This is a genomic window from Thalassospira lucentensis (assembly GCF_032921865.1).
Taxonomy (GTDB): domain Bacteria; phylum Pseudomonadota; class Alphaproteobacteria; order Rhodospirillales; family Thalassospiraceae; genus Thalassospira; species Thalassospira lucentensis_A.
In genome coordinates, this window is the sequence record NZ_CP136684.1 from 3,757,260 (window position 1) to 3,777,151 (window position 19,892).

Sequence of the window (19,892 nt, forward strand, 5' to 3'; positions counted from 1 at the left end):
CATGATGACTAAAAATATCCGTCGTGAAGACATGTCGCGTGCCGTGATCGTGCATGCGATCCTGCTGACCTACACTTTGGTGGCGCTGTATCCGATCTTTCTCGTGATCATCAACGCCTTCAAATCCCGCAAGGGGATTTTCAGCGCCCCGATGAGCCTGCCGAACGCTGAAACCTTCAGCCTTGAAGGCTTCACCAAGGTTCTGGCGAGATCAAATTTCGAGTTGTTTTTCTTTAACAGCTTCACCGTCACGGTCGTGACCATCGTTATTGTTCTGCTGCTTGCTTCCATGGCGGCCTGGGCGCTTTCGGAATACAAGTTTCCCGGCAATACCTGGCTTGCGCTTTATCTGGCGGTTGGCATCATGGTGCCGATCCGGCTGGGCTCGGTTTCGATCCTGAACCTGATTGTTGAATTGGGCCTGATCAATACGCTGACTGCTCTTATCCTTGTCTATGTCGCGCAGGGACTGCCGTTGGCGATCTTTATCCTGACCGAATTCATGCACCAAATACCCAAGGATTTGAAAGAAGCCGCCCGTTGCGACGGGGTCGGTGAATTCAAGATTTTCTTTGCGGTTATCCTGCCGCTGATCCGGCCGGCCGTGGCAACGGTCGCGGTATTTACCATGATCCCGATCTGGAATGACCTTTGGTTCCCACTGATCCTGGCGCCGGGTGATGGCAAGCAAACCATCACGCTGGGGATCCAGCAATTCATCGGTCAGTACGTTACCGACTGGAACGCGGTTCTGGCATCGCTGAGCCTCGCGATCATTCCGATCCTGATCCTTTATCTGATTTTCTCCCGACAACTCATTCGCGGCCTGACATCTGGCGCGGTGAAATGAGTATTGGTGTGACAGGAGCTTACCTAAATGGCTGATTTGAAACTTGACCAGATCCGAAAAAGCTATGGCGCTGTTGATGTGCTGCATGGCATCGATCTGGATGTTAAGGACGGCGAGTTTGTCGTCTTTGTGGGGCCGTCGGGCTGCGGAAAATCGACGTTGCTTCGCATCATCGCCGGTCTGGAAGACATCACCGGTGGTGATCTGATGATCGGTGGGGACGTCGTGAATACCAAAAGCCCGCGCGACCGCGGGATCGCCATGGTGTTCCAGTCCTATGCGCTTTATCCGCATATGACAGTCTATAAGAACATGGCATTTGGTCTGAAACTGGCCAATCACGACAAGTCGGCAATTGATCAACGGGTGCGCGAAGCCGCTCGTATCCTGCAACTGGACCAGCTTCTGGATCGCCGTCCGTCTGAATTGTCGGGTGGGCAGCGCCAGCGCGTGGCGATTGGCCGTGCGATTGTGCGCCAACCGAAAGTATTCCTGTTTGACGAACCGCTATCGAACCTTGATGCTGCCTTGCGTGTGCAGACCCGCATCGAGATTGCCAAGCTGCATCAGGAACTGGAATCGACAATTGTCTATGTCACGCATGATCAGGTCGAAGCGATGACGCTTGCCGACAAGATCGTTGTGATGAATGCCGGCAATGTCGAGCAGGTCGGATCTCCGATGCAGCTTTATCATCATCCGCAAACACGCTTTGTTGCCGGTTTTATCGGATCGCCTGCGATGAATTTCACGACTGTTCATATTGATGCTGTCGAACAGGGCAAGGTAACCGTTACCGTGCCGGGAGGCGCCAAGGCTGTTCTGCCGTTTGACGTGGCCGCAGGTGATGTTGGCAAGGATGTCGAACTGGGAGTCCGGCCGGAGCATCTTTCACCGGGTGAGCAGGGGGATTTGTCGATTTCCGGCGAGGTCGATGTTGTCGAGAAGCTCGGCGACTTTACCTATTTGTACATCAAGCTGGCGAACGGGGACCGCTTCACAATTCGTGCGCCTGGCCACAGCCGTATTAAAATTGGCGAAACTGTCAGTGCCGCAGCCGAAGCCGGTGCTTCTCATCTGTTTGATGCCAACGGAAAGGCCTATGAGAAGCTTCAATGCCCAGCGGAATATAGTGCCGACGAATAGGGTTTAGCTTCCAGATATTTAGATATGAAGGGGCTGCCGGTTTGGCGGCCCCTTTTTTAGTCGCAAACAGATGCCTTTCGGTGCTGAAACCCGAAAAAATTGTTGCAGAAGTTTAACTTGCGGAAAGTCTGGTTTCACAGCGAGAATTGAAATGAATTGTTCAAAAGAACGCAAAATGATCGATTTTGCTTTCGTTTCAACAAAGTTTCTTGCGATACTGGTGCGGTCCTGGAACGTTTGCAATGTCACAGAATACATTGACGCCGGACAGGGGAAGTGCCGTCACGTCAACAGAGAGGTAAAATAATGTCGAAAAAGCATGGCGCACTGCGCGGTTCTCTGCTTGGGCTTACCGCCCTTGCCGGAATGGTGATGCTTGGCCAAACCGCACAGGCCGAAGAACTTCGGTTGCTGACCTGGGGTGGGTACGTGCCAGATGATGTCGTCGCTGAGTTCGAAGCGGAAACAGGTATCGATGTCGAAGTCACCCTCTCAAACAATGAGGAAATGATTTCCAAGCTGCGCGCAACAGGTGGCGGCGGATTTGATCTGGCCCAACCGTCTCAGGACCGCATTGCTAGTGCACAGCTCGAGCACAACATCTACAAGCCGATCGACCTCTCCAAGATTGACGCGTCGCTCTTTATTCCTTCAATGCTTGAGGCAACAAAAGCGAACACCACATTGGATGGTGAAGTGTATGGTGTCCCTCAAATATGGGGCACGGATGGCTTGGTTCTGAACACTGCCGAAGCTTCCACGGTAAAAGATTATATCGACCTTTGCAGTGATGAAGTCGCGGGCAAAGTGTCTTACCGACTTCGCCGCCCAACCCTGATTGCATTTGCATTCTCGATGGGGATGGATCCATTTGCTGCTTATAACGACGAGGCTGCTTATCAGGAGATTCTTGATAAGGTTGAAGCAAAGTTGATTGAGTGCAAGCCGAACGTTAAAACCTATTGGGAAGGCTCTGACTCGCTCCTTAACCTGATTCGTTCAGGTGAAGTCGTGGCTGCCATGGCTTGGGACGCAGGTGGCTGGACGCTCAATAATGATAATCCGGACATGAATTTTGTTGCTCCGTCGTCTGGTGCTTTAGGCTGGGTCGACACCTTTGCCATTCCGCGTAAGGCAGAAAATGAAGAGGCTGCCTACAAGTGGATCAATTTTGTCATGAAACCAGAGATTGCCGCTCGTATCACAGCTGCGTCGAGCTACTATACTGCGTCCAACGGTGCGAGTTCCCTTCTTGATGAAGCTCAGCGTAAACAGTTTGAGACTAGTTTCCCGCAGGAAGCCTTGGACAATATCAACTGGTATCCACCTGTCCCGGCTGGATTGGAAGCTATTGAAGGCAAAACGCTTGACCGTGTGAAAGCCGCGCAGTCGAACTAAGATTTGCTGTTCTGATCCTGTTTGGATCGGATGATATTGTCCCCGGCAGAAGATGCCGGGGACATTGCATTTTTTTCCTTTCTGCGATGACCGGTTTTAGGCGGACATCGGCAATTCATTTCATGCAGGCTCCCATGGCAGATCAATTCGACCTTGAATGTCGCGACGTGGTCAAAAAATTTGATGCTTTTACCGCGGTAGATTCCATTTCACTCGCGATCCCCAAAGGGTCTTTCTTTTCCATTCTGGGTCCCAGCGGTTGCGGTAAAACAACGCTATTGCGCATGCTGGCCGGTTTTCAGGCACCTACATCCGGTGACATTCTGATTAATGGTTCATCGGTGCTGGGTGTCCCGCCAAACCGTCGGCCTGTGAATATGGTTTTCCAGCATCTGGCACTTTTTCCGATGATGAATGTTGCGGAAAACGTGGCATATGGCTTGAAACGTCGCGGTGTTGACCGGTCGACAATCGAGAAGAAGGTCAATGATACGCTGGCACGTGTCGGACTGCCGGAACTCAGGCCCCAAACAGATCGGTCAACTTTCAGGCGGCCAGAAACAGCGTATTGCGATCGCACGCTGTCTTGTTCTGGAACCGGCGGTGCTGCTTCTTGACGAGCCACTCGGTGCTCTGGACCTTAAATTACGAGAGCATATGAAGGTAGAGCTCAAGCAATTGCAGCATGAGATCGGCACGACATTCGTTTACATCACGCATGATCAGTCCGAAGCATTGGTGATGTCCGATCAGGTGGCGGTCATGAATGCCGGCCGATTTGAGCAGGTCGGCGCACCGCAGGACCTTTATTACAATCCGCAGACGGCTTTTGTCGCCGGTTTTGTTGGCGAAAGCAATCGTTGGAAAGGAACGGTCGGCACGACACAAGACGATCAGATTATGATCAATCTGCCGACCGGTGGTTCTGTTGTCGCATCCTGTACGGTTCATCCTGAATTGAGCGAGGGCCAAACGGTTGATGTATTTGTTCGTCCCGAGGCCATTGCAATTGACGGGCAGGGCAAAACCGATAATGCCATCGGAGCAAAGGTTGAGAATGTTCTGTTTAACGGTGCCGCCAGCAGTGTGCAGGTTCGCGATAGCGCAACCGGGCACGAAATGACGGTGGCCTTGCCACAAACCGGCGCATTCGCCAATCTGAAAGTGGGCGATACTGTCAATCTGACGTGGGCTGCGGAACAAACACGCTGTTTTGCCGCGCCTGAAAAACTGGGGACCGCAGCATGACTACCTCCGCGTCAACCGGCAAGGCAGGGGCGATGCGATTTGGTGCCTTGCTGCTTGCCATGCCCTTGCTGCTTTGGCTGTTCCTGCTTGTGATCCTGCCGCATGTGGATCTGCTTCTGGTGTCGTTGCGTGAACGGATTTCATACGGCAAGTACGAATTTAGCCTGATCAACTATATCGAGTTTTTCGTCGAACCGCTTTACTGGAATACCTATGTCCGTACCGCGGTGATGTCGCTTATGGCGACAGCACTGACCCTGATCATCGGTTTTCCGGTTTCTTATTACATTGCCAATGTCATGCGGGGCAAAGGCAAGAATGTTTTGTTCCTTCTATGCCTGATCCCGTTCTGGGTATCGGAGCTGGTGCGTACCTTTGGTTGGATGATCCTCCTACGTGAAAGCGGCGTGATCAGCAATTTCCTGCAATGGACCGGGATCGCGGATGGCCCGGTCGAGATGCTTTACAATGATGCGACCATCATGGTGGGGCTTGTTTATACATCAATGCTGTTCATGGTTGTGCCGCTGGTGTCGGTACTTGATAGCCTTGACGACAGCCTGATCGAAGCCGGATACGACCTTGGCGGCAATGCCTTTACCGTAACCCGCGATATTGTCATTCCGCATGCCATGCCCGGTATTGCGTCCGGTTGCATAGTTGTTTTCATGCTGACACTTGGTAACTACCTGACGCCCAACCTTTTGGGCGGCAAAGATAGCCTTTGGTTCACGGAACAGATTTATACCCAGTTCATCACCCGGTTTAACTGGGAATCGGGATCGGCATTCGGGTTCCTGTTGCTGGTTCTCTCATCCCTGATTGTATGGATCGGCCTGAAACTTAGTCGCCAGACGCTTTCAGAAACCGTGAGCTGAGGAGGCGTTATCATGATTCCAAGTATTCCCCAGCCGCGTTTCTATAAGGGCATCTATACCGGGTATATCGCACTGTTTTTCATCTATCTCAGTGCGCCGCTGATTGTTGTTGGCGTGTTTGCCTTTAACGACAGCCTGTTTCCATCCATGCCTTGGGAAGGAGCCACACTCAAATGGTTCTTTGGCAGCGAGGGGCCATATATAGGCATTTTCAATGATAGCAAACTGCTTGAAAGTGTCGGAGTTTCCGCGTTTGTCGCACTTTGTGTGACATTGCTTTCGGTTACGGTCGGAACCTGTAATGCGTTCCTGTTTGAGCGTGCACAGTTTCCCGGTAAAAACCTTCTTTATGTCGTTGCATTGTCGCCGCTGGTTATTCCGGGGGTCATTCTGGGCATATCCATCCTCGTTTTTTCCAATGCCATTGCAAATGGTGTTGAAGAAACGATTGGGTGGGATCTTGATTTCCTGCGCCCGGGATTGTTTCTGGTGATTATTGGCCAATTTGCTTTCATCACCACGATAACCACACTGGTGATATCCGCACGTCTTCGGAAATTTGATATCAGCCTGGAAGAAGCCGCCCTCAATCTGGGGGCAACACGGCAGGCTGCGCTTTGGACGATTACCATTCCATTCCTGAAACCGGCTTTGGTCGGGGCAGGGATTGTTGCATTCCTGATGTCGTTTGAAAATTTCAATACAACATTGATGCTTGTCGGCTCGGATGCGCCTCTGACCATTGCCATGTTTGACCGGCTCAAACAGGGATCAACCCCGGTACTGAATGCGCTTTCGCTGTTGCTGATGATTGTTTCCGGCGGTTTGGCATTGCTTTCAGTCTTTGTTCAGCGAGACAAGAATACCTCGTAAGCTGGGCAAGGCGACAGCATGAAGCCGTGTTCGCGAATGAACATTGAACGGGCAGTCGAAAGGCTGCCCGTTTTGCACATCAAAGCCAAATCTCTGCACCAGAATATTACAGATGCACGACATCGAAATAATTATGAAAACGGCTGAAATGCTTGAAAAGCATCGAATGAATGGAATCAGCGAGAATCAAGGTCGGTTTCAATAATTGAAAACCTTTGCAAGATGTTCGATTTATGCGATGTTCATATGAACATTTGAAGGGGTCGAATGCACACTAAAAACTAAAAAACGGCAGTTTTATCGGTCATTTCGCGCATCAAAAGTAAATTTCCGAAAACTGTCACTTGAGGAAACGTCCCCCTCGAATGAAAACAAATGCGTTGTATCAAGCCGGACAACAGGCGGCTTTGGTGCGGACAAGTTTTTATTTGGGAGATAGAAGATCATGTTTCGCAAAACCCTGATGGCTGCAGCAGCAGTGTTTGCCCTTGGCAGCACCGCCAATGCCGCAACCGAAATCACATGGTGGCACGCAATGGATGGCGCACTTGGGGGTGTCGTTGACCAGATTGCAGCCGACTTCAATGCCAGCCAGGACGAGTACAAGGTTGTTGCCATCAATAAAGGTGGCTACGAAGATACGATGACTGCCGGTATCGCGGCGTTCCGCGCGAAAAACCAGCCGCATATCATCCAGATTTTTGATGCCGGTGCTGCAACCATCATTAACGCAAAGGGTGCGACCTATCCGGTTGCCGATTTGCTGCAGAAATATGGTGTTGGCTTCGACATCAATGATTATATCCCGGGTGTCCGCTATTTCTATGCTGACTCGAACGACAAGATGATCGGCATGCCGTTCAACAGTTCGACCCCGCTTTTGTATTTCAACAAGGATGCACTTGCCAAAGCCGGTGTCGAAGTTCCGAAAACCTGGCAGGAATTCGAAGAGGTAGCGCCAAAGTTGAAAGAAGCGGGCTATGAAGGTCTTGCTGAATTGCACAGCCCTTGGATTTTCTTCGAGAACTTCATGTCCCGTCATAACCTGCAGATGGCAACTGCTAATAACGGTTACGACAGCACCGATGTGAAGCTGCTCTATAACAACGATGCGCTGAAAGATCACTGGCAGCACGTCAAAGAGTGGAAAGATGCCGGTTACTTTGGCTATTATGGCCGTGCATGGGGTGCAAACCAGGATGCCTTCCTGCAGCAGAAAGCCGCAATGTGGATCGGTTCGTCCGGCTCGTTCGGTGGTTTGAAAAAATCTGCACAGTTTGAATTCGGTACCTCGACCCTCCCATATTGGGAAGGCGTTGGTGATGCGCCAAAATCCACCTTTATCGGTGGTGGGTCGCTGTTCGCTTTTTCCGGTCACTCGGATGAAGAATATAAAGGCGTTGCCAAGTTCTTCGAATTCCTGACAAAGCCGGAAACCCAGTATTACTGGCACAAGGAAACCGGCTACGTTCCTATCACGACCGCTGCTTACGAGCTGGCCAAGAAAGATGGCTATTACAAAGAAAGCCCGGACGCTGAAGTAGGCATCCAGCAGCTGTCTGAAGAAGGTGGCGAGTGGACCAAGGGTTACCGTCTTGGTTTCTATGTCCAGATCCGTGAGGTTATCTATCGCGAAGTCGATAAGATGATGAATGGTGAAGCAACCATTGATCAGGCCTTTGCCGCGATTGAGGAAGAAGGCAATGCGTTGCTGAAACGCTTCAACGACACCTATTCGAACTAATCAGTATCTCGCTGACAGGGCGGCTTTAAACAGCCGCCCTGTTTTTCGATTCCTGGACCAGTCTTGGGGTTGCGTCAGCAATGAAACGCGTACAATTCGGGCATAGCCCGGTTCCTTATTTTTTTATCGCACCACAAATTCTGATTATTGCGATATTTTTCCTGTGGCCCGCGGCCCAGGCCGTTTATCAGTCTTTTCTGCTTGAAGACGCATTCGGTCTGTCTTCCCAGTTTGTATGGTTCCGAAATTTCGAAGATGTACTTGCCAGTGGGGCTTGGCTTCAGTCTGCGATATTCACCGCAGTCTTTTCCTTTCTTGTGGCCTTTATTTCCATTGCGATTTCGCTGTTTCTGGCGGTTCGCGCCGATGAAGTTATACGCGGAGCCAAGTCATACAAGACGCTTTTGATGTGGGGGTACGCCGTTGCGCCGCCTGTGGCCGGCTTGCTGGGCAATATGTTGTTCAATCCGCTGATGGGCGACCTTTATAAGCTGTTCAACAGTTTCGGTTTCGAATTCAACCACATCCAGAATGCTGGCGATGCCGCCTTTGTCGTGACGCTGATTGCGGTCTGGAAACAGGTCAGTGTAAATTTCATCTTCTTCCTTTCGGGCTTGCAAGGGATTCCGAAATCGGTAACCGAAGCGGCGACACTGGATTGTAAAAGTGCCGAACGCCGTTTCTGGACAATTACATTTCCGCTTCTGGCGCCGACGACTTTCTTCCTTATGGTCATTAATCTGACTTACGCGTTCTTCGAGACATTCGGGATCATTGACGTTTCGACCAAAGGATCGCCCGGCGGTTCAACCGCGACCCTTGTTTACAAGGTATATGTTGACGGGTTCCTTGGCGCGGATATGGGCGGCAGTTCGGCGCAATCGGTATTGCTGATGATTATGGTAAGTGTGCTTACCGTGTTCCAGTTCCGCTTTATCGAACGCAAAGTGCACTATTAGGGGGACGCGTCATGTATCAGTCAAAGTGGCGTACAATCACCAATCACCTGATCCTGATCATTGGATCGTTGTTCATGATCCTGCCTGTCTGGATTGCATTGGTGTCTTCAACTCATACTCGCGAGTATCTTTTCCAGCATGGTTTGCAGTTCTGGTTTGGTGGGCATTTCATTGAGAATTACGGGGCAATCCTGTTTGACAGCGCCGCAACCAAGGGGCGGGTAACCGCACTTGAAATGTTGTTTAACAGCATGGTCCTCGGGCTTGGTTTTGCAATTGGTAAGGTTATCATTTCAATGATGGCGGCCTATGCGATTGTCTATTTCCGGTTCAGACTGGCGGTGCCACTATTTTGGGTCATTTTCGCGACGCTTTTACTGCCGCTTGAGGTCCGTATCGTACCGTCTTACGAAGTCGTCGCTAATCTTGGTTTGCTTAATACCTATACGGGCTTGATTCTGCCTTTGATTGCTTCGGCAACCGGCACATTCTTCTTCCGGCAGTTTTATCGGTCGGTGCCCGATGAATTGCTCGAGGCCGCACGTTTGGATGGGGCAGGGCCGTTACGGTTTTTCATCGATATTCTGGTACCACTTTCGGTCACCATGATCGCAGCGATTTTCATCATCATGTTCGTTGTTGGCTGGAACCAGTATCTGTGGCCGTTGCTGATGACGACCGATGATCAGCTTTATACCATCGTGATCGGGATCAAGCAGGTTTACAACTCGCTCTATGAAGGCGGGCAGATACCGCAATTCCCCAAGGCATTCGCACTGACAATCATGGCGACCATTCCGCCAGTACTGGTGGTGGTAATTTTCCAGCGCATGTTCGTCAAAGGTCTGGTCGAAACCGAAAAATAGGCTCGATCAATCTATTTGATGTCAGTGATTTAAAATACACAGATCCGCATACAGGATACGAAAATGGCAACTGTTACCCTTAATCGGGCTGAAAAAACCTACGCCAACGGCTTTAAGGCCCTGCATGGTATTAATCTAGAAATTGGTGACGGGGAATTCACCGTTCTGGTGGGGCCGTCCGGCTGCGGAAAATCGACACTTCTGCGCATGATTGCCGGGCTTGAAGGCATTTCAAGCGGCGAGATCAAGATTGACGACCGGGTGGTGAACAATGTCGCCCCTGCTGATCGTGATATCGCCATGGTGTTTCAAAACTACGCGCTTTATCCGCATATGACCAATTACGCCAACATGGCTTATGGGCTCAAGAACCGCGGATACAGCAAAGTCGAGATCGACACCCGCGTTCGTGATGCAGCGAAGATTTTGCAACTTGACGATTATCTGGAACGTAAACCACAGCAGCTTTCAGGCGGTCAGCGCCAGCGCGTTGCGATGGGCCGCGCGATCGTGCGTGAACCCAAAGTCTTTTTGTTTGACGAACCGTTGTCCAACCTTGATGCCAAATTGCGTGTTGATATGCGACTTGAAATCAAGAACCTTCAGCAACGCCTTGGTATTACATCTGTTTATGTGACTCATGATCAGGTTGAAGCCATGACATTGGCAGATCGCCTGATTGTCATGAATGCCGGTATCGCCGAACAGATCGGTACGCCGATTGAAATCTATGAAAAGCCTGCCAGCCTGTTCGTTGCAAGCTTCATCGGATCACCATCAATGAATTTCCTTGATGGAAGGGTTGCGGATGACAAAAGCCATGTTGTTCTGGGCGATGGCAGCAAGATCGATCTCGACCACGTTATTGACGCAGGCCGCGATCTTGTCGTTGGCGTGCGCCCGGAACATTTCACGCTTAAGGCCGATGGTAGCGGTGCATTGAAAGCCCGGGTTCGCATGATCGAATCACTGGGGGCGGAAACCTTGATATATCTTGAGTTCGGCAAGAAGAATGAAAATGTGACCTTGCGTATGCAAGGCACACATCAGTTTGATAAAGGGCAGGAATTGTCGCTGGCAACCAGTGCAAATCTGGTTCACCTGTTCGACAAGGACAGTGGTAAACGCCTTTGATTTTATAGTTCCCTGGTCCGTCGTAAGACGGTCTGCAGCGGCCCCGGTGCATTCATTGCGCCGGGGCTGTTTTATGAGATCACACTTGTTTGGAACGGGTGATTTTGTTCTTGTCTCCATACGGGTAAACAGGTAGTTCCTAGGCGCTTACAAACGCAGGAGCATCACGTGAACGCCGAACAGAAACAGGCTCTTTATCAGGAAGCCGAAAAAGAACTGATCAGCATCACCGAAGGCGAAAAAAACGTCACAGCCCTGATGGCAACGGTTAGCTGCATTCTGGCGCAAAAGTTCGACTATTATTTCTGGACAGGCTTCTATATCGTTGATCCGGAGAAAGAAAATGAACTGGTCGTTGGGCCGTATCAGGGAACTTTGGGCTGCCTGCGTATTCCGTTTGGCCGTGGTGTCTGCGGTACGGCTGCTGCGACGCTTGAAACCCAGCTTGTTGAAGATGTGCATGCCTTTCCCGGGCATATTGCCTGTGACAGCCGGTCGAACTCCGAAATCGTGGTGCCGGTTCTGAATGCGCAAGGACAGTTGATTGCGGTGCTTGACGTCGATAGTGTCGACATCAGCTCGTTCGACGAGACTGATCGCGTCGCACTTGAAACTTTAATGCAGCGCATTTTTGCGCAATGATAACTCACCAGTTTCGTACATACGAAACGGCGGACAACACAAACTTTGGAAGATAACCCATGGCTGGCAGTGTCAATAAAGTCATTCTCGTCGGGAACCTCGGCCGCGACCCTGAAATCCGTTTCACCCAGGCGGGCAAAAAGATTGCCAATTTCAGCATTGCGACTTCGGAACAATGGCGTGACCGTCAGTCGGGTGAGCGCCGCGAGCGCACCGAATGGCATCGTATTGTCGTCTTCAACGAAGGCCTTGCCGACGTTGTCGAGCGCTTTGTGAAAAAAGGCAGCAAGCTTTACATCGAAGGCCAGCTCCGCACCCGCAAGTGGCAGGGACAGGATGGCAAGGACAACTACACCACCGAGATCGTTCTTGAAGGCTTTAACTCGAACCTGACCATGCTGGATAACCGCGGCGAAGGCGGCGGAATGGGTGGTGGTTCCGGATCGGGCGGCGGATACGGTGCAGATAACGGTGGTGGATACGGCGGCGGTTCCGATGCTGGCTGGGGTAACAGCGGATCCTCCTCGGGTAGCGGTTCGGCACCGGCTGGTGCACCGGATCTCGATGACGAGATTCCATTCTAAGAAAATATTTGATTACAAGATTTCATTGATGCCTCCGAACATGCTTTTGTCCGGGGGCATCTTTGTTTAAAGGCTAAGCAACACTAGGTTTTTTAGGTCTGTGTTAGTGTTCCGGATCGTGATTGGCGAGAAGTTGCATATAAAATGATATCCAGCGGCAAGCTAAGTCTTGAATTCATAAAGCGTCAGGCAGAAGAGGAACAAATCCTGCCGACGAACTTCAAACAGGTCAAACTGACGAAAAAGTACCTGCTGCCCCGTTTGAAGGAACTTTATGACGACATGCTGCGTCTGAGACTGCAGTTCGATCAGGAATTCGACCCGACGAACCATCCCTCAAAGGGTATTTATCCGAAAGGCTATTGTTACGAGATAACCAAGGGGGTCAAAGACCTGCTGGAACATGAACTCCGATCACCAAAGACATTGGGACTTGCGGCGTTGCGCGATTTCTGTCTGCAGGGGGGGATTGCCAAAAGGGTCTGGGGCAATCTGCGCCACGAATATTTTCAGAACGCATTCCAGTTCGGAGATCTTTATGTCGATGTTTCCAACGATACTGTAACGATCACCAAGCCAAAGGTGGAAATTCTTCCACTTGGCAAAGCCAGATTCCATTCGATTTCTGATTACGATATTTACGGCAGCTTGGCGGAAAAGTACTGGAACGGTCAGGTATATCCGAACCGGCACTTACCGGAGCTTGCCGTCATGTTCCCGATCCTGTTCGTTTCGGCCGAGGGAAACTTGCAGATACACGCAAATTACCAGACCATCCTGTATCGGAATATGCAGCTTGATTTTGCATTGGCCGAGAAGTTCCTGAACAAGGGCAGGTTTCGTGATCGGATATTGCCTGAACACCATGTCAAACGTCTGTCGTCCGAGTTCGGTGGTCTTGAAATACCGGTATCAAATGATGACCTTAAAAAGTACTTCTCGGATGCACGCCGCACAGAATTGCGTCTGGATGCAGTTCGGTGTCAATTGCTGCTTGATCAGGCACGGACAATTTGAAATTGTCGTAACTTCAAACATCTGAAGTGTTCATTTGAACATATTTGCAAGGCCGCAATCCAGGAACATCAATTTGGTTGGACCGATCTTTGGCAACCCTGACATGGGTAGAAATTATATCGTGCAAGACTGTGTCTATGCCGTCATCCTGAACGATGCAGGCGAAGTTGCCGTTGCGCGTACCCCAAAGGGGCTGGTGCTTATTGGTGGTGGGGTGGAGCGCGGAGAAAGTGAACGCGATGCATTGCATCGCGAAGCCTATGAAGAATCCGGTTACAAGATCGATATCCATAATCGCCTTGGTATTGCGTCACAATACGTCAATAACTTTGCCAAAGGTCGATTTCGACTAAAACGCGGTGTGTTTTTCCTGTGCAAATTTACCGAACGTTTGGGGCCTCCGGTTGAACCAGATCATGAATTAATCTGGTTGACCTATGACGAAGCCTATCAACAACTAATCCGTCCGTTTCATCGCTGGGCCCTTGAGATCGGTGTTATGGGCGAACAAGCGTCATCCTAGCCGCAGCATTTTTTGTATTTCTTCCCAGAGCCACACGGGCAGGGATCATTTCGACCGGTATTTGTTGGGCTGGCCGTGATATTGCCGGGCGATGTTTCGGGAAATTCACCATCGATATACAACCAGTTACCATTACGCCGTTCGAACCGGGATATTTCATGTAGCGCGTGATCCCGCCCGTTGTCACGAAATCGGGCAATAAATTCGACCATCCCGTGCTGATCGAGGATGCCACCTTTGTGTGTGGCAATAATTTCCAGGCCTAGCCATTCATTGTTATCTGCCTTGATCTGCTCAGGATCAAATCCGGATGCCTTTTCCGGAGCAAGGGTCGCCAGCAGGTAATCGGCATCGCGAGTGACAAAAGCACTATACCGAGACCGCATCAATTGCTCTGCCGTTGAGGCTTTGCGCTTTCCAGATAGTAGTTCACCGCAGCATTTGCCAAAGATTTTGGGGGCACCACATGGACAGGGGGATATTGCGTCTGTTTTCGCCATGTTCATCTATAGCTGTCCTTTGGTCATGTATGCTGTTGCCGGTCAAAATGGTCTTAGGGTTGATGCTGGGGGAATGGCAACAGGTTTCGCGCAGGACACGCGAATAAGCGAGACTTTATCTAAAGCGCAAAAACTCTGTGAAAAACAATACAGCGTGCCTTTTTTTTGCCGCATATCGATCCTAGCGTAAGATTGTCAGCATTGATAATATCCGACTGGATTTATCGGGTAAATTATGTAAAATGCTGATATTGAAAGTTAAATATAACTGAAATCCGGTCAGGTTTATCTTGACGAATTTACTCGGGTTTAGATATATTAACTTTTGCGGGTGGGGGCCCAATGGCACCGCCGGATAGTGTTCCGGCCTAATGGCGGACATGTAAATTGTCGATTTGCTTCGAGGAAGGAAGAGACACGATGAATATGAGTTATCTTTGCGTCTGCTGTCCTCTCCCATAGGGCCTATGGGATGAAATTGCGACCGGACGGAACCATTTCCCAAAATGACTGCCGGTCGTCCGAGTGATTAAGTTCACAACTGACAGTGTTTGCGCGTCATCTAGAGTCTGTTTGAATTCGTAGGAAGAATTGTCAGGCGTGATGCGTAAACCTCTCTGGAGGACATGATATGAGCACGATTAAATTACCTGCTGTACCGCAGGATGACGGATTCTCTGGTTACCTGAGACAGGTCTGGAAGTTCCCGATGCTCAGCGTAGACGAAGAATATATGCTTGCACGCCGCTATCATGAGCATGATGACACCGATGCAGCTCACAAGCTGGTCACAAGTCACCTGCGTCTTGTTGCGAAAATTGCCTTTGGATATCGCGGCTATGGCTTGCCGATGGCTGATCTGGTGGCAGAGGGTAATACCGGCCTGATGCGTGCTGTTCAGAAGTTTGACCCGGAGCGCGGTTTCCGTCTTTCAACCTATGCAATGTGGTGGATCAAAGCGGCTGTGACCGAATATATCCTGCACAGCTGGTCTATGGTGAAACTCGGCACGATGGCCGCACAGAAAAAGCTGTTCTTCAGCCTGCGTAAAGCCAAAAAGCAGCTCAACATTTATGATAATGGTGAACTGTCCCCCGAGCAGGCCGATGCGGTTGCAGAAAAGCTTGGTGTAACCGGCAAGGAAGCGTTGGAAATGAATCGTCGCCTCGCGGCGCGTGATTTCTCGCTGAATACGCCGATGCCAAAAGACGAAGGTATGGAGTATCTTGATACCCTGTCATCCGATGCACCCAGCCCGGAAAGCATTGTGGCCGACGCCGAGGAACGTGTTCTGCATAACGACATGCTAAAAAGCGCAATGGGTGAATTGCCGGAGCGCGAGCGTGAAATTATCGAAGCCCGTTTTCTGAGCGACGATCCGATCACGCTTGAAAAGCTCGGCGAACGGTTCGGTGTAAGTCGTGAACGTGTGCGTCAGCTTGAGGCACGCGCTTTCAAGAAAATTCAGGAATCTGTTCTGACGCAGCATGCTGCGGCATAACCAGACTCCGAACACAAACAGAGAAGGCGGCATCACAGGATGTCGCCTTTTTCTTTATGGTAATGTGATCTGCTTCACGATGGGATCATGGTCGGGTCATCGGCGCAAAGCGCGAGAGCGATTGATCATATCACGGGTTTTATCCCAAAGCTGATAATTGCCAAGTTCTGTCGGTGATACCCACCGGGCATTCGCGGCGTCACCACCGGCTTTTAAATCTGCTTCCAATGCTTCTGCGACAAAGTCGATCAGGGTGTAGTGATATTGCACCCGACCGTTTTTATCGGGTGTTATCAGATCGACGGTATCAACCAGGACCGGTTCGGAAATCGTGATTCCAGTTTCTTCAAAAACTTCGCGATGAACCGCTTCACGCAATGTTTCCCCAAGTTCCTGCGCACCGCCCGGAAGGCTCCAACTGCCTTTGTTTGGCGCCTTGCCGCGCTGGATCAAAAGAACATTATCGCCGTGCCATACAACAGCGCCAATGCCAATGATGGGCCGTGTCAGATAGTCGCGTTTGTCGGTATCAGATGTCATCGTCTTCTTCGATGTCTTCGTCAGGATCGACAACATCATGGACGACCTGGCCTGTCATTTCACGGGCCCGGATAGCCGGTCGCCCGAGAAACTGATCATCGGACTCCGGACGTAGCGACATGACAAAATCGACGCTTGGTGCATCCCCCAGAGCAAAATGCCGGGCAGTCTCATAATCAGGAGCAGTAACTTTGGCGGTTCGTATGCCAACAGAGCCATTGTCATCATATATGTATTCTACAATCCAGACCTGCAAAACAACTCCTATACGATGGCGGTTTGGTGTCACCCGGTTTGTTTGGTTGCGCCGCAAACTTGAATGCTGCTATCACTTCAGGGAAGGGGAGTTGCCCCAGATCAATAGTCGCAGCATTGCCATATTCCTACTGACAAATGGTGAATGCAAACATGTATTACAGGCAGTGCCATGTAATGCGACCCATCTTCACAGGTGATCAATGACCGCCAATCGTGACGACCAGCATGAAACGGACAATGAAAGTTCCGGTCATGCACTGCCAAGCCCGGGGCTTTTCGCCCGTGTGCGTGCCTATTTTCTGACCGGTGTTCTTGTTAGCGCACCGCTTGTCATTACATTCGGACTGGCATGGTGGTTTATCGAATTTGTTGACAGCAAGGTCATGCCGCTGATCCCGGGACATTATAACCCGGTCTATTACCTGCCCGAAGGCTATCAGGAATATGGTATCCCGGGATTTGGCCTTTTGGTGATCTTGATTTTCATCACGGTCGTCGGCTGGTTCACCACCAACTTTGCCGGTCGTGCCCTGATCAAGCTTTATGAACGCATTCTGGCGCGCATCCCTGCGGTTCGCAGTATCTATGGAGCGGTAAAGCAGATCCTTGAAACGGTTCTGGCCAATCAGTCCAATGCATTCAGACAGGCAGTTTTGCTTGAATATCCACGTCGTGGCATGTGGGCAATCGGCTTCATTACAGGCCAAACCAAAGGTGAAGTGCAAAATCTGACGGAAGATACTGTGATTAATATCTTTCTTCCGACGACACCGAACCCGACATCAGGTTTCCTTCTGTTCGTGCCGCGCAAGGATATCGTAATCTTGGATATGACGGTCGAGGAAGCGATTAAAATGGTTATGTCCGGTGGGATTGTAACACCACCGGATCGCCGCTCGGCAGAGGCACAAGCCAAACCGGCCGTGTCAGCCAAAACATACGAAGACCTTGATGTTCTGCGCGAAAAAGAAAATACACCGGTTCTGGTTTCCAAGCACCCGGAAGCGGGAAACGAAAATGCAGATGACAAGAGCCGCGAAGACGCTTGAAGCGGCTTGAAATCTATAGAATGAGAAGGGCGCTGCAATTTGCAAGCGCCCTTTGTTTTTATCCTGATCGGAAATAGCGAACGGCTTCGTCGCGTTCGAAAAGATACAACAACAACCGTAATGCTTCTCCGCGTGGCTTTTGCAGGTCAGGATCAAGTTCGACAATCAGGCGGGCGTCGTCGCGGGCGATTGCCAGAAGATCACCGTGCATTTCCAGACTGGCAAGGCGATAGGCTTGCAATCCGCTTTGCCGGGTGCCCAGAACTTCGCCCGCACCACGCAAGCGAAGATCTTCCTCGGCAATGATAAAACCGTCTTCTGTCTCGCGCATGATCTTGAGACGGGCTTTGGAAATCTCGCCTAAAGGTGAACCATACAGCAGCAGGCAGGTTGATGCCGCGTCTCCGCGCCCGATCCGCCCACGCAACTGATGAAGTTGTGCCAGACCAAACCGTTCGGCGTGTTCGATGACCATGATTGTTGCGTCGGGCACGTTCACCCCAACTTCAATCACCGTTGTCGCGACAAGAATAGACAGATCACCGTGGGCGAAGCGCTCCATCACGGCATCCTTGTCCTTGGCTTTCATTCTACCGTGGACAAGTCCGACACGGCTTTCGCCAAACAGGTCGACCAGAATGCGACACCGTTCTTCTGCAGCCTGCAAATCGAGGAATTCGGAATCCTCGACCAAGGGGCAAACCCAGTAGATTTTGGTCCCGGTGCGCATGGCGCGACCGATGCCTGATATGACATCGTCAACCTTGTCCGCAGGTAGAACGCGAGTATCAACCGGCTTTCGTCCCGGCGGTTTTTCGTCCAGCCGCGATACTTCCATATCCCCGAACGCTGTCAGGGTCAGAGTTCTGGGGATCGGTGTTGCGGTCATGACCAGGACATCGACTGCCTGTCCCTTGCCAGCCAGCATAAGGCGTTGATGTACGCCAAATCGATGCTGTTCATCGACAACGGCAAAGGCTAGGTCTTGGAACTGCACGTCTTCCTGGAACAGCGCATGCGTACCAACAGCAACCTGAAAAGTTCCATTGGCAAAGCCGTCGAGTGCTGTCTTGCGACTTTTGCCTTTATCGCGCCCTGTCAGGATGGCGCAGTTCACGCCGATCTTTTCCAGAAGGGGGGCAATGGTTTCAAAATGCTGGCGGGCAAGTATTTCTGTCGGGGCCATTAATGCAGCCTGACGACCAGCTTCGATTGCGTTCAGCATGGCCATCAGCGCGACAACCGTTTTCCCCGAACCAACATCCCCCTGAAGCAGGCGCAACATGCGACCGTTGCTGCCCATATCCTCGTAAATGTCTTTCAGGGCGCGTTGCTGCGCACCCGTCATGGCAAAGGGCAGTTCTGCTTCAAGGGCCTTGCGCAAACGGCCATCACCCTTTGTCGATATTCCGCCCAGCTTGCGCATTTTGGCCCGGATAAGTGCAAGGGCAAGCTGATTTGCCAGCAACTCATCATAGGCAAGTCGTTTGCGGGCAGGATGGTCAGGTGACAGATCACTCTCATTTTCAGGATTATGAACTTGATGCAGGGCGGATTTCAGGTTCGGCCATTTGTGGCGTGCCTGTAAAGCGGGATCATGCCATTCCGGCAGTTCTGGCACCATTGTCAGGGCTGCCCGGGTCGATTTGGTTAGTGTTTTACCTGTAACACCGGCAGACATCGGATAAACAGGCTCGACGGTCTGAATTTCCTCGCGCTCGGCCTCGGTCCCGATCCGGTCAGGATGGGTGATCTGATATTCGCCCCGATAGTGATCAATTTTGCCCGATACAATTCGTTTTTCACCTGTTGGTAAAACTTCATTCAGGTATTTGGCGCGTGCATTGAAAAATGCCAAAACCACCGGGCCACTCTGGGTTTTGCAAATTACCCGATATGGACGGCGGCGGTTCGGCGGAGCGTCATGGTGTTCGACCCAGACATCAAGCGTAACAATCGACCCGTCAATTGTTTCTGTTAGCGGCGGTGAAAAACGCCGGTCAATCAGCCCGGATGGCAGATGCCAGAGCAAATCGACAACATGCTCACCACCAATCAACCGCGCGAGCAAAGGCTTCAGGCGCGGACCAATACCGGGCAGGCTGTCGATTTCAGCAAAAAGCGGGAATAAAATTTCCGGACGCATGACAGTTTTCGTTGAGTTTTCAGATGAGAACGTTAA

At 51.0% G+C, this 19,892-nt stretch carries 20 protein-coding genes and 1 pseudogene; 17 read left to right on the forward strand and 4 right to left on the reverse strand.

The features are described from left to right. The first annotated feature begins 1 nt into the window (after position 1). The 15 genes and pseudogenes from R1T41_RS18160 (at position 2) to R1T41_RS18230 (ending at position 13,862) form a co-directional block, all read left to right on the forward strand. Positions 2–850 (forward strand): carbohydrate ABC transporter permease, encoded by an 849-nt coding sequence (locus R1T41_RS18160; protein ID WP_062959935.1) that lies wholly within the window; start codon positions 2–4, stop codon positions 848–850. A gap of 27 nt (positions 851–877) precedes the next feature. Continuing rightward, positions 878–1,996, forward strand: coding sequence for a sn-glycerol-3-phosphate ABC transporter ATP-binding protein UgpC (locus R1T41_RS18165; RefSeq protein WP_317338374.1), 1,119 nt, complete (start codon positions 878–880; stop codon positions 1,994–1,996). 306 nt (positions 1,997–2,302) lie between these two features. Beyond that, positions 2,303–3,394: an extracellular solute-binding protein gene (locus R1T41_RS18170; protein WP_114121997.1), complete on the forward strand. Its 1,092-nt coding sequence runs from the start codon at positions 2,303–2,305 to the stop codon at positions 3,392–3,394. Between the two features lie 134 nt (positions 3,395–3,528). Beyond that, a pseudogene (locus tag R1T41_RS18175) lies at positions 3,529–3,961 on the forward strand (ABC transporter ATP-binding protein); the annotation flags it as partial. Between the two features lie 36 nt (positions 3,962–3,997). Next, on the forward strand, positions 3,998–4,642 hold the full coding sequence (locus R1T41_RS18180) for an ABC transporter ATP-binding protein (protein WP_317341594.1): 645 nt from the start codon (positions 3,998–4,000) through the stop codon (positions 4,640–4,642). Then, the gene (locus R1T41_RS18185) at positions 4,639–5,520 is read left to right on the forward strand and encodes an ABC transporter permease (protein ID WP_317338377.1); all 882 of its coding nucleotides are present in this window, start codon (positions 4,639–4,641) and stop codon (positions 5,518–5,520) included. Before R1T41_RS18180 ends, R1T41_RS18185 begins: the two co-directional genes overlap by 4 nt. 12 nt (positions 5,521–5,532) lie before the next feature. Continuing rightward, positions 5,533–6,393 (forward strand): ABC transporter permease, encoded by an 861-nt coding sequence (locus R1T41_RS18190; protein WP_062948900.1) that lies wholly within the window; start codon positions 5,533–5,535, stop codon positions 6,391–6,393. 445 nt (positions 6,394–6,838) lie between these two features. Further along, positions 6,839–8,137, forward strand: coding sequence for an extracellular solute-binding protein (locus R1T41_RS18195; RefSeq protein WP_317338380.1), 1,299 nt, complete (start codon positions 6,839–6,841; stop codon positions 8,135–8,137). A gap of 80 nt (positions 8,138–8,217) precedes the next feature. Then, positions 8,218–9,096, forward strand: coding sequence for an ABC transporter permease subunit (locus R1T41_RS18200; protein WP_062948896.1), 879 nt, complete (start codon positions 8,218–8,220; stop codon positions 9,094–9,096). 11 nt (positions 9,097–9,107) lie between these two features. Continuing rightward, the gene (gene ugpE / locus R1T41_RS18205) at positions 9,108–9,962 is read left to right on the forward strand and encodes a sn-glycerol-3-phosphate ABC transporter permease UgpE (protein WP_062948894.1); all 855 of its coding nucleotides are present in this window, start codon (positions 9,108–9,110) and stop codon (positions 9,960–9,962) included. Positions 9,963–10,025: 63 nt separating this feature from the next. Continuing rightward, positions 10,026–11,096 (forward strand): sn-glycerol-3-phosphate import ATP-binding protein UgpC, encoded by a 1,071-nt coding sequence (locus tag R1T41_RS18210; RefSeq protein WP_317338383.1) that lies wholly within the window; start codon positions 10,026–10,028, stop codon positions 11,094–11,096. A 168-nt stretch (positions 11,097–11,264) separates the two neighbouring features. Beyond that, positions 11,265–11,738, forward strand: coding sequence for a GAF domain-containing protein (locus R1T41_RS18215; RefSeq protein WP_317338384.1), 474 nt, complete (start codon positions 11,265–11,267; stop codon positions 11,736–11,738). A 59-nt stretch (positions 11,739–11,797) separates the two neighbouring features. Beyond that, complete coding sequence (ssb, locus tag R1T41_RS18220; RefSeq protein WP_062948888.1) at positions 11,798–12,322, forward strand: single-stranded DNA-binding protein; 525 nt, start codon at positions 11,798–11,800, stop codon at positions 12,320–12,322. Between the two features lie 144 nt (positions 12,323–12,466). Further along, positions 12,467–13,339, forward strand: coding sequence for a hypothetical protein (locus tag R1T41_RS18225; RefSeq protein WP_317338387.1), 873 nt, complete (start codon positions 12,467–12,469; stop codon positions 13,337–13,339). 103 nt (positions 13,340–13,442) lie between these two features. Then, the gene (locus R1T41_RS18230; RefSeq protein ID WP_231858141.1) at positions 13,443–13,862 is read left to right on the forward strand and encodes an NUDIX domain-containing protein; all 420 of its coding nucleotides are present in this window, start codon (positions 13,443–13,445) and stop codon (positions 13,860–13,862) included. Here R1T41_RS18230 and R1T41_RS18235 read toward each other — a convergent pair. Beyond that, positions 13,859–14,368 (reverse strand): YchJ family protein, encoded by a 510-nt coding sequence (locus R1T41_RS18235; RefSeq protein WP_317338388.1) that lies wholly within the window; start codon positions 14,366–14,368, stop codon positions 13,859–13,861. The two genes, R1T41_RS18230 and R1T41_RS18235, sit on opposite strands and share 4 nt — an antisense overlap. Positions 14,369–14,993: 625 nt before the next feature. Between R1T41_RS18235 and rpoH the strand changes: the two genes are divergently transcribed. Further along, positions 14,994–15,863, forward strand: a complete 870-nt coding sequence (rpoH, locus tag R1T41_RS18240) for an RNA polymerase sigma factor RpoH (RefSeq protein ID WP_037992565.1) — start codon at positions 14,994–14,996, stop codon at positions 15,861–15,863. Between the two features lie 96 nt (positions 15,864–15,959). Here rpoH and R1T41_RS18245 read toward each other — a convergent pair whose 3' ends face one another. Both R1T41_RS18245 and R1T41_RS18250 read right to left on the reverse strand, forming a co-directional pair. Then, positions 15,960–16,403 carry an NUDIX hydrolase gene (locus R1T41_RS18245; protein ID WP_317338389.1) on the reverse strand — a complete coding sequence of 148 codons (444 nt, stop codon included), beginning with the start codon at positions 16,401–16,403 and terminating at the stop codon, positions 15,960–15,962. Next, positions 16,393–16,659: a hypothetical protein gene (locus tag R1T41_RS18250; RefSeq protein ID WP_062948880.1), complete on the reverse strand. Its 267-nt coding sequence runs from the start codon at positions 16,657–16,659 to the stop codon at positions 16,393–16,395. Before R1T41_RS18250 ends, R1T41_RS18245 begins: the two co-directional genes overlap by 11 nt. Positions 16,660–16,861: 202 nt before the next feature. Here R1T41_RS18250 and R1T41_RS18255 point away from each other — a divergent pair, with 202 nt between their 5' ends. After that, positions 16,862–17,710 carry a DUF502 domain-containing protein gene (locus R1T41_RS18255; RefSeq protein ID WP_317338390.1) on the forward strand — a complete coding sequence of 283 codons (849 nt, stop codon included), beginning with the start codon at positions 16,862–16,864 and terminating at the stop codon, positions 17,708–17,710. A 58-nt stretch (positions 17,711–17,768) separates the two neighbouring features. On the opposite strand, the gene recG is transcribed toward R1T41_RS18255, so the two are convergent. Beyond that, positions 17,769–19,856, reverse strand: a complete 2,088-nt coding sequence (gene recG / locus R1T41_RS18260; protein WP_317338392.1) for an ATP-dependent DNA helicase RecG — start codon at positions 19,854–19,856, stop codon at positions 17,769–17,771. Positions 19,857–19,892 lie beyond the last annotated feature (36 nt).

Excerpts from the sequence above, each read along its gene's own strand:
- R1T41_RS18160 (WP_062959935.1), top strand. The coding sequence starts at position 2 with ATGATGACTAAAAATATCCGTCGTGAAGACATGTCGCGTGCCGTGATC.
- R1T41_RS18165 (WP_317338374.1), top strand. The coding sequence starts at position 878 with ATGGCTGATTTGAAACTTGACCAGATCCGAAAAAGCTATGGCGCTGTT.
- R1T41_RS18170 (WP_114121997.1), top strand. The coding sequence starts at position 2,303 with ATGTCGAAAAAGCATGGCGCACTGCGCGGTTCTCTGCTTGGGCTTACC.
- R1T41_RS18185 (WP_317338377.1), top strand. The coding sequence starts at position 4,639 with ATGACTACCTCCGCGTCAACCGGCAAGGCAGGGGCGATGCGATTTGGT.
- R1T41_RS18190 (WP_062948900.1), top strand. The coding sequence starts at position 5,533 with ATGATTCCAAGTATTCCCCAGCCGCGTTTCTATAAGGGCATCTATACC.
- R1T41_RS18195 (WP_317338380.1), top strand. The coding sequence starts at position 6,839 with ATGTTTCGCAAAACCCTGATGGCTGCAGCAGCAGTGTTTGCCCTTGGC.
- R1T41_RS18200 (WP_062948896.1), top strand. The coding sequence starts at position 8,218 with ATGAAACGCGTACAATTCGGGCATAGCCCGGTTCCTTATTTTTTTATC.
- ugpE (WP_062948894.1), top strand. The coding sequence starts at position 9,108 with ATGTATCAGTCAAAGTGGCGTACAATCACCAATCACCTGATCCTGATC.
- R1T41_RS18210 (WP_317338383.1), top strand. The coding sequence starts at position 10,026 with ATGGCAACTGTTACCCTTAATCGGGCTGAAAAAACCTACGCCAACGGC.
- ssb (WP_062948888.1), top strand. The coding sequence starts at position 11,798 with ATGGCTGGCAGTGTCAATAAAGTCATTCTCGTCGGGAACCTCGGCCGC.
- R1T41_RS18225 (WP_317338387.1), top strand. The coding sequence starts at position 12,467 with ATGATATCCAGCGGCAAGCTAAGTCTTGAATTCATAAAGCGTCAGGCA.
- R1T41_RS18230 (WP_231858141.1), top strand. The coding sequence starts at position 13,443 with ATGGGTAGAAATTATATCGTGCAAGACTGTGTCTATGCCGTCATCCTG.
- R1T41_RS18235 (WP_317338388.1), bottom strand. The coding sequence starts at position 14,368 with ATGAACATGGCGAAAACAGACGCAATATCCCCCTGTCCATGTGGTGCC.
- rpoH (WP_037992565.1), top strand. The coding sequence starts at position 14,994 with ATGAGCACGATTAAATTACCTGCTGTACCGCAGGATGACGGATTCTCT.
- R1T41_RS18245 (WP_317338389.1), bottom strand. The coding sequence starts at position 16,403 with ATGACATCTGATACCGACAAACGCGACTATCTGACACGGCCCATCATT.
- R1T41_RS18255 (WP_317338390.1), top strand. The coding sequence starts at position 16,862 with ATGACCGCCAATCGTGACGACCAGCATGAAACGGACAATGAAAGTTCC.
- recG (WP_317338392.1), bottom strand. The coding sequence starts at position 19,856 with ATGCGTCCGGAAATTTTATTCCCGCTTTTTGCTGAAATCGACAGCCTG.